Below are 9,325 nucleotides of genomic sequence, written 5' to 3'. Positions count from 1 at the left end.
ACCACACCCGACTGGACCACCTACCACTCCCACCAACAACGCCACCGCATCCCCCTCCCCACCTACCCCTTCCAACACAAGCACTACTGGCTCGAGCCCCAGATCCCGCAGGCGGCGGTCCAGCGCACGCCCGGCCCGCACCCGTTGCTGGACCAGGTCCTGCTCCGGTCGATGGGCCAGTCCGTCTTCCTCACCGAGTTCTCGCTGGAGCTGCACTGGGTACTCTCCGAACACAAGCTGCTCGGAGAGGCGATCGTCCCCGGAACCACTTACCTGGAGATGGCCCGCGCCGCCGCCTCCCTGCACTTCGGCCGGCCGGTCACCGAGCTCTGCGACGTCACCTTCCTCGTCCCGTTGCTGGTGCAGGAAGGAGCCCCACGTACCGCACACACAACCGTCCGGGAAATCGACGACCTGCAGGCCGAGTTCACCGTCGCCAGTCACGACCCGGCGAGCGACCACTGGACGGTGCACGTCCAGGGCACGGTGAGTGTCAAGCCGCACACCGCACCCGCGCCGCTGCAGGATCCGGCAGCTCTGCGTGAGCTCTGCTCACTGGAGAGCGTGGACATCGCCCGGCGACAGACCGAGCACAAGGTGATGGAGTTCGGCGATCGCTGGCGGAGCAGCCTCCCGACCGTGCACCTCGGCATCCAGGCCGCCCTCGGCATACTCGACCTGCCCGAGCAGTACCGGGCCGAGTGCCAGGACCACCTCCTGCACCCGACCCTGCTCGATCAGGCCACCGGCTTCAGTGGCTTCGCCGTCCTGGAGACTCCCGATGACCGTCGACTCGCCCTCGGCGAGAGGGACTTCTTCCTCCCGGTCGGCTACGACTCGCTGCTCCTGCACGGCCCGCTGCCCGCTCGGGGCCTGAGCTTCGTCCAGCCGCACCCGGGCTACGTGAACAACGCCGAGTTCCGCAAGGTCGACGTGGTGATCTGCGACGAGTCGGGGGCCACCGCGGCCGAGATCCGCGGCTTCACCGTCAAGCGCGTCACCGACGCCAAGCGCACGGTCGCCCGGCTGCGCCCGCACAACCGCCACCACACCCTCCGCTGGGTCCCGGCACCGGCGCCCGAGGAGCCCCAGGCCGCACCCGCCCGGGTCCTGGTGATCGGCGAACAGGGCGGCATCGGGGCCGAGTTGAGCTCCGCACTGCGCGCGCACGGCATCAGCGTCACCGAGGCGGCCCTCGCGGACCGATGGCAGCAGTCCGCTCCGGACCGGTACGAAGTGCCGCCCACCCAGGAGGGTTTCGGCCGGCTGCTGGACGCACTCGGTGCGGAGCTCCCGGACGAGGTCGTGCACGTCGCAGCCCCTGCCGACGGCGGCGTCCAGCAGGATCTGGCGGTCCTGGAGGCGAGGCTCGACCACGGCGTCCACAGCCTGTTCCACCTGGCCCGCAGCCTCTCCGAGCGCGGCGTCGGCCCGGCCAGGCTCAGCGTGGTCGCCCCCTCGGTGGCCCGGGTGACCGGCACCGAGCCCGAGACGGCCGCGGTCCACGCGACGCTCTTCGGACTGGCGAAGGTGATCGGCCAGGAGCACGAGAACACCGACGTGTTCTGCCTCGACATCGCCGGCGACACCGGCGCCGAGGCCGTCTGCGCCGAACTGCTCGGAGCCCGGACGCCCACCTCCGTCGCGTTGCGCGACGGGCTCCGCTACGTCGCGGAGCTCGCGCCGGTGCAGCTGCGGGAGCAGCCGAGGTCCGTGCCGGTGCGCCCGGACGGGGTGTACCTCATCACCGGCGGCCTGGGCGGACTCGGACTCGCGGTCGCCCGCCATCTGAGCCGCTCGGGGCCGGGTGTACGGCTGGCCCTGGTCAACCGCACCGAACTGCCGCCGCGCGAGCGGTGGGACGAGGTCACCGACGCCAAGCTGCGCGGGCAGATCGAGGCACTGCGTGAACTGGAGCGGAACGGCGCCGAAGTTCGCAGTTACTCCGGTGATGTCACCGACCTGACGGTCATGGAGGGAGTCGTCGCGAAGATCCGCGCCGATCTCGGCGCGATCGGCTGCGTCGTCCACGCGGCCGGCGTCGCCGGGGACGGCTTCCTCTTCCGCAAGGACGCGGAGACCTTCCGTCGTACTCTGAACCCCAAAGTGCTCGGCGCCACCGTGCTGGACCTCGTCACCCAGGACGATCCGCCGGATTGCATGGTCAACTTCGGTTCCACGGTGGCGATCTTCGGCGCGGCCGGGCAAGGCGACTACACTGCCGCCAACAGCTACTTGGACCAGTTCGCCGAGCAGCGCTCCGCGCGCGGCCGGTGGACGGTGACGGTCGACTGGAGCGACTGGCTGGAAACCGGCATGGCCTTCGACCACGGAGTCCAGCAGGACCAGGGCTTCTTCCGGTCGGTGTCGGTCGAGGACGGTCTCAGCAGCTTCGAGGAGATCCTCGCCTCGGCCTGCACCCCGGTGATCGTCGGCGAGGTCAACTACCGCAAGCTGGGCGGGTCCAGCGAGCTCGCGGAGCTGCTGCGTCGCGCGCCGCTGGTGCTGGCCGTCCCGATCCAGCAGGCCATCGCCGCGGCCCGCAGCAGTGCCGGCGAATCCGCCGCGCCGTCGGACGGCGCGGCGTCCGACGGCGAGCCAAAGCTCTTCGGCAAGGAGAGCGGCGAGTTCAGCGACACCGAGCGCGCGCTCGCCCGGATCTGGGCCCGCGAGCTCGATCTCACCGAGCTCAACGTGCATGACACCTCGTTCGCGCTCGGGGTGGACTCGCTGGCCGCACTCCGGATCGCCCAGAGCATCCAGAAGGTCATGGACATCCGGATCTCCATGGTCGACCTGTTCCGCTATGTCACGATCGCGGATCTCGCCGATCACCTGGACACCAGGGACGCCCAGGCCTGACCAGGCACCCCCACTCCCCCTTCTATCCCGCAAAGGCGGTATCCCCGTGAGCATCCGAACCGTAGGAGTGATCGGCGCCGGCACGATCGGCCGCGGCGTCGCCCAGTCCTTCGCGGAGTCCGGGTTCGAGGTGATCCTCGTGGACATCTCACCGGCTCAGCTCGACAGCGCGGTGGCCCAGATCGGCCGTGACCTGCTGGTCCAGCCGATGCTGCTCGGCAAGCCGCTGAAGGAGGACGCCAAGACCGTCCTCGCCCGGATCACCACCGGCACCGAGCTCACCTCGCTGGCCGACGCCGACTTCGTGGTCGAGAACGTCACCGAGGACTGGGACGTCAAGCGCAGGGTGTACGAGCAGATCGACACCATCTGCCGCCCTGGAGTGATCTTCGGCGTGAACACCTCGGCCGTGCCGATCACCCGGGTGGGCTCGGTCACCGGGCGACCGGCCGAGATCCTCGGGCTGCACTTCATGAACCCCGTCCCGATGATGGACACCGTCGAGGTCGTCCGTGGCCACTTCACCAGCGAGGAGACGCTGAGCACCGCGCTCGGGCTGCTGTCGGACATGGGCAAGGAGGGCATCGTCGTCCAGGACGCCCCCGGCTTCATCACCAACCGGGTCCTCATGGTGACCATCAACGAGGCCATCTTCTGCGTCCAGGACCAGATCGCCTCGGCCGAGGACGTCGACAAGATGTTCCGCGGCTGCTTCGGCCACAAGATGGGGCCCCTGGAGACCGGCGACCTGATCGGCCTCGACACGATCCTGAACTCGATCACGGTCATGTACGAGAGCTACAAGGACAGCAAGTACCGCCCTGCCCCCCTGCTCCAGAAGATGGTCGACGCACGACTCCTGGGTCGCAAGACCGGCCAGGGCTTCTACACCTACTGATCATCGAACTACCCAAGGAGAAACCTGATATGACGAACGACGACGTGCGCGCCCGGGTCCGCGAGTTCCTCGCCCCGCACCTGGCCGGCCAGCCGCTCGCCGACAACGACGACTTCTTCGCCCTCGGCTACGTCAACTCTCTCTTCGCGATGCAGCTCGCGCTCTTCGTGGAGAAGGAGTTCGCCCTGACCCTCAGCCCGGCGGACATGGACTTCGACAACTTCCGCACGGTCGACGGTCTCGTCCGCCTGGTCACGTCGCGGACGGCTACGGCGGCCTAGTCCCACCTACGGACGCGCGGCGGCCACGCCGCCGCGCGCCGGCCCGTTCGACCGTTCTCCCATCGGCGAGGAAAGAACCACGATGACGCACCCCAACGAGGTCCTCACCCGGATCGACCTTCACAGCCCGATCCCCGAAGCGCTGGCCGCCGAGATCGAGCGCCGGCTCTTCTTCGTGTCGCCCGAGATCACCGGCTTCGTGGTGCCCGTGGAGGGCGACGAGGTGCGCTCCGTGACGCTCCGCTCCGAGCAGCCGCTCCCGCACGACGCCCTGACCGAGAAGGTCAACTCCATGGTGGACAACGACGTCCGGAGGCAGTGGGTGACGCCGGCCAAGGCCGTCTGGACCTCGCCCCACCAGCGCACCCCGCACCAGGACGTCTTCGAACTCCTCTCCGAGACCGGCGCGGTGACGGAGGTCGGTGAGGGTCAGGTCGCCGTCGGCGAGCCGCTGCTCTCTCTCTTCACCTACTTCGACCGGGCCGTCTGTGACCTCCTGGCCGAGGACCACGAAGTCCGGGAGTACCGTTACCCGACTCTGATCAGAACGAAGGCGCTGGAGACGGCGGGCTACTTCAAGGCCTTCCCGCAGCACCTGATGTTCGTCACCAGGCTGCGCAACGACCTCGACGTCTACCGCGCCTTCCAGGAGCGGCAGGCCGTCACCGGCATCGACTCCGCGGTGCTGGACTCCTGCGGCAACGTCGACTACTGCCTGCCGCCCACGATGTGCTACCACACCTTCAACCAGTACAGCGACCGCACGCTGGAGGCGGGCCGGCTCCACGTGGTCACGTCGCGCGGCAAGTCGTTCCGCTTCGAGGCGGCATACGCCACCAGCCTGGAGCGGCTCTGGGACTTCACCATCCGGGAGATGGTCTTCATGGGCTCCCGGGAAGACGTGCTGGACTCCCGTGAGCGCTTCATGCGGAAGGTCTTCGCCTTCGTCGAGGAGCTCGGCCTGAGCGGCTTCTGCGAGGTGGGCAACGATCCGTTCTTCTGCGGCACGGACACCTCCGAGCGGATCTGGTCCCAGCGGCTGATGGAGCTCAAGTACGAGCTGCGGCTCCACGTCGCGCCCGGGAAGACGATCGCCGTCGGCTCCTTCAACTTCCACAACGACCTCTTCGGCAAGGCTTTCGGCATCGACCACGGTGCGAACGGCCCGACCCAGAGCGGCTGCGTCGGATTCGGCCTGGAGCGGCTCGTCTACGCCTTCCTCTGCCAGTACGGCCTCGACACCGCGGCGTGGCCCGCCCGGGTCCGCACCGCCGTCAGCGGGAGCTGACCATGAGTGAGAAGAAGGGTCGCGCCCCGCGAGGCCAACGGGAGGAGATCCTCTGCGCAGTGTTCGCCCAGGTGCTCGGGCTCGACCGGGTCACCATCGACGACTCCTTCTTCGAGTTGGGCGGCCACTCCCTGCTGGCCACCCGGCTCGCCGGTCGCATCCGGGCCGCCCTGGACGTGGAGGTCCCGGTCCGGACGATCTTCGAGGCCCCGACCGTCGCCCAACTCACCGAGCACCTGGAGCAGGGCTCCGGCAGCCGACGCCCGCCACTGCGCCCCCGGGGCCGTCCGGCGGAGATCCCGCTCTCGCAGACCCAGCGGCGCCTCTGGTTCCTGAACCGCCTGCACGGCGCGGCCGGACACTACAACATGCCGATAGCCTACCGGCTGCGCGGCGACCTCGACCTGTCCGCCCTGCGACTCGCCCTCGACGACCTGGTCACCTGGCACGAGAGTCTGCGCACCGCTTACCCCGACTGGGACGGCCGACCCCAGCAGGTCGTCCTGGACCCGGACGAGGCTCCGGTCGAGCTGCCGGTCGACGGCGTCACCGAGGCAGGCCTGTCCGAAGCGCTGAGCGCTGCGGCCGGTTACGCCTTCGACCTCACCGCCGAGACGGCACTACGGGCCCAGCTGTTCCGGCTCTCCGCGGACGAACACGTCCTGCTCCTGACCATTCACCACATCGCCTGCGACGGATGGTCGCTGCTCCCCCTGAACCGCGATCTGGCACTCGCCTACGCCGCGCGCCGTCTCGGACAGGAGCCGGCCCGGCCCGAACTACCGGTCCAGTACGTCGACTACACGCTCTGGCAGGACGATCTCCTGGGCGCCCCGGAGGACCCCAACAGCCTGGTCAACCGCCAGCTCTCCTTCTGGGAGAGCGAGTTGGCGGGAATGCCCGACCGCCTACGGATCGATGTGGCGGCCCCGCGTCCGGACACCCCCTCACACCGAGGCGGCCGAGTCCCCTTCCGCGTCACGCGGGCGACCCACCGGGCACTGCACCAGCTGGCGCGGGAGACCGGCACCAGCGTCTTCATGGTCGTGCAGGCCGCCCTTGCGACCCTGCTCACCAGGCGCGGAGCCGGCACCGACATCGCCATCGGCATCCCCACCGCCGGGCGCACCGACGAGGGCCTCGACGACCTGATCGGATTCTTCGTCAATACGCTGGTGCTGCGCACCAGGACCGACAGCGACCCGACCTTCCGGGAGCTGCTGTTCCGGGTGCGCAGCACGGACCTGGCGGCCTTCGCTCACCAGGAGGTGCCGTTCGACCACGTGGTCCAGACCATCAACCCGCCGCGCTCCCCCGCGTGGCACCCGCTCATCCAGGTGATGCTCGCATTCCAGAACAACGCGAGCGCCGAGCTCCACCTTCCCGGCCTGGAGGTCCGGACCGAGCCGGTGACGGAGGGGATCACCCGCTTCGACCTCCGCTTCGAGCTGTTCGAGGGCTTCACCGAACAGCGGAGACCGGACGGCATCGACGGCAGCCTCACCTACGCCCTCGACCTGTTCGTCCCCGCGGAGGCCGAGCGGCTGGCCCGGGAGTTCACCGAGCTGCTCGACGCCGTGGCCGCCGCTCCGGGTCGCCGGCTGAGCGAACTCGGCGGGGCAGCCGTCCGTGAGCCGACCAGCAGCCCGTCCGCCGGGCCGGAGCTCGCCGCTGCGGACGGCACCCGGATCGCCTTCGTCTGCTCCCCCTACGGCCAGCAGTGGGTCGGCATGGGGCGGACTCTGTTCCGCACCGAACCCGCCTTCCGCTCGGCCCTGGAGGAGTGCGACAGCGAGCTGGCCCGGCACACCGGCTGGTCCCTCGTCCACGAGCTCTTCCTTGACGAACCCGAAGCCAGGACGAACGACGTCGGCGTCATGCAACCCATCGTCTTCGCCATCCAAGTGGGCATCGCCCGCTGGCTGGAGGAGGCGGGCGTCCGGCCGGCCGCTGTCACGGGTCACAGCGTCGGCGAGATCGCCGCCAGCGTCATCGCAGGCATCCTCGACCTGCCGGACGCGGTCCGGCTCGTCCACCACTACAGCGATCAGCAACGCCGCGTGGCGAGCCCTCACAGCGGCATGGCCGTGGTGGAGCTCTCGGCCGTCGACCTCTCGAAGCACCTGCGAGGGCTTGAGGGGAGCGTGTCCGTCGCCGCGCGGAACGGCCCGCGGACCACCGTGCTGGCCGGTGACCGGTCCGAATTGGAGGCCGTCGTCGCCGAGCTCCAGGCCGCGGACGTGCTGTGCGCGATGGTCCGAGTCGACCTGCCGGCCCATAGCCCGGCGATCGATCCGATCCTGGCGGACCTCGAACGGGCCATAGGCGAGCTCACCCCCAGGCCCGGCCGGATCCCGATGGTCTCCTCGGTCACGGGGCAGGCGCTTGACTGGCGGCAGGCCACCGCGGGCTACTTCGCCCAGAACCTGCGGCGGCCCGTCCTGCTGGCCGACTCCACCGCCGAGCTCCTGACGGGCCATGACGTACTGGTCGAGGTCAGCGCTCACCCGGTGCTCGCCCCGGCACTGTGGCAGAGCGTCGAGGAGTCCGGTACCGCCGCGACCGTCCTGACCACCATGCGCCGCGGCCAGGACGACCGGACGGGCCTCATCGAGGTACTCGACGCCCTCGAACAGCTCGGCCTGAAGGTGGACTCCTCGGGCCGGCAGACTCGGTCGGCGTAGGTCCGACGAGCCGCGCCCACGCCGCAACCCTCAGGAAGTCTGCCGGCCGCTCGGCCGTCACTGCTGGAAGGGGCTGCGCTCCCAGGCCTTCCCTCCGATCGGGTAGCTGTAGAGCGGCCGGCCCTTGACCGCGCTGGTGCGGAACGGCGTGCCCGCGCCGGGGCCGATGGTCAGCGTGCCCTTGCGGTTGCCGCTGGTCCACTCCAGTTCCAGGTACCAGCTGACGTCGTGGGAGGTGGTCTTGGCGGTCACCTCGATGACCTCCGGGTCCCGCTCGCTCACCTTGACCGGCAGGCCGGTGCTGCCCTCGATCAGGACCGGACGGGGGCGGGCCGCGTCCAGGTCGAGGTTGAAGGAGTTGACGCCGACTCCGCCCCCGCAGCCGTCGCCCATCGCGTAGGCGTTCCAGGGCAGCGGGGCCGCGATCCGGGCGATGCGGACGTTGAGGGCGGTCAGCACGACGGTCTCGCTGCCGGTGCCCTGCACGGTGAGGTCGATCGACTGGTAGGTGCCGGGGACCGCGCCGACCCGGGAGACCCAGGCCGGGACGTCCACCAGCGCGGGCGGGCGGGGGACTTCCGACGGCGGACGGTCGACCACGTACCTGTCGCACTCGGTGCCCCCGCGCGAGGGATGGACCGCGACGGCAATCGGGGCGCTCACGCCCTGGTCCGCGGCGCCGGTCGGCCCCGACGGGGTCGCGCCCGCACTGGTGGAGGTGACGGCGCCGACAGACTTGTCGACAGGGGCCGGCGTCGGGAATTCGGCGGACGGACCGGCCTCGACGGCCCGGGCGGGCACGGAGGCGGGCGAACCGTCCGAGTGGGTCTCAAGGCCGGTGGCGATGACCCCGATGGTGGCGAGGACCGCTGCGGCCGTCACGGCGGCGAGTGCGCCCCGGCGCACGCGCCGCTGCGGCGGTACGGCGGGGGCACGCTCCGCGGGCTCGGGTTCAGCCGCGGGCTCGGGTGTGGGTGCGAGTGCGGGTGCGGAAGCCTGCCGGTTCGCCCGCGCCGCGTGGGCGATGCCCCACAGCCGGTAGAGCTCGATGCGCTCCTCCGGCGTCGCCCTGCACAGCCGCGCGAGGCGCTCCAACGGGGCGAACTCCACCGGCATCACATCACCGTTGCAGTAACGGTGCAGCGCCGACGTGCTCACCTGCAGCCGCTTCGCCAGCGCGCCGTAACTGAGGCCCGACCGGCTCTTCAGCTCCCGGAGCAGCCGCGCGACCTCGTCCGTCTCCCGCACATCCCCGATCCCCTCTGGCACTGTTCCTCCACCCCTCCTGAACCCCCTCGGCGGCGCCCCCGGC

At 70.2% G+C, this 9,325-nt stretch carries 6 protein-coding genes; 5 read left to right on the top strand and 1 reads right to left on the bottom strand.

Translation table 11 applies throughout. From position 1 onward, the window contains the following. The 5 genes from ABZ449_RS08020 to ABZ449_RS08000 all read left to right on the top strand — a co-directional run. On the top strand, positions 1-2,862 hold a 2,862-nt coding region (locus ABZ449_RS08020), incomplete at its 5' end, for an SDR family NAD(P)-dependent oxidoreductase (RefSeq protein WP_360342014.1). Between the two features lie 46 nt (positions 2,863-2,908). Beyond that, positions 2,909-3,760 (top strand): 3-hydroxyacyl-CoA dehydrogenase NAD-binding domain-containing protein, encoded by an 852-nt coding sequence (locus ABZ449_RS08015; RefSeq protein ID WP_360342011.1) that lies wholly within the window; start codon positions 2,909-2,911, stop codon positions 3,758-3,760. Positions 3,761-3,789: 29 nt separating this feature from the next. Then, positions 3,790-4,041, top strand: coding sequence for an acyl carrier protein (locus ABZ449_RS08010; protein ID WP_360342008.1), 252 nt, complete (start codon positions 3,790-3,792; stop codon positions 4,039-4,041). 82 nt (positions 4,042-4,123) lie between these two features. Then, the gene (locus ABZ449_RS08005) at positions 4,124-5,329 is read left to right on the top strand and encodes a hypothetical protein (RefSeq protein ID WP_360342005.1); all 1,206 of its coding nucleotides are present in this window, start codon (positions 4,124-4,126) and stop codon (positions 5,327-5,329) included. Positions 5,330-5,331: 2 nt separating this feature from the next. Beyond that, positions 5,332-8,013, top strand: a complete 2,682-nt coding sequence (locus tag ABZ449_RS08000; RefSeq protein ID WP_360342002.1) for a condensation domain-containing protein — start codon at positions 5,332-5,334, stop codon at positions 8,011-8,013. Positions 8,014-8,070: 57 nt separating this feature from the next. Here the strand turns inward: ABZ449_RS08000 and ABZ449_RS07995 are convergent, their stop codons facing one another. Further along, positions 8,071-9,261 (bottom strand): helix-turn-helix transcriptional regulator, encoded by a 1,191-nt coding sequence (locus ABZ449_RS07995; protein ID WP_360341999.1) that lies wholly within the window; start codon positions 9,259-9,261, stop codon positions 8,071-8,073. Between the last annotated feature and the right edge of the window lie 64 nt (positions 9,262-9,325).

Source organism: Kitasatospora sp. NPDC005856 (assembly GCF_040629945.1).
Taxonomy (GTDB): Bacteria; Actinomycetota; Actinomycetes; order Streptomycetales; family Streptomycetaceae; genus Kitasatospora.
The sequence above is the reverse complement of the archived record's forward strand: the minus strand, read 5'-3'. Positions and strand labels throughout refer to the sequence as shown.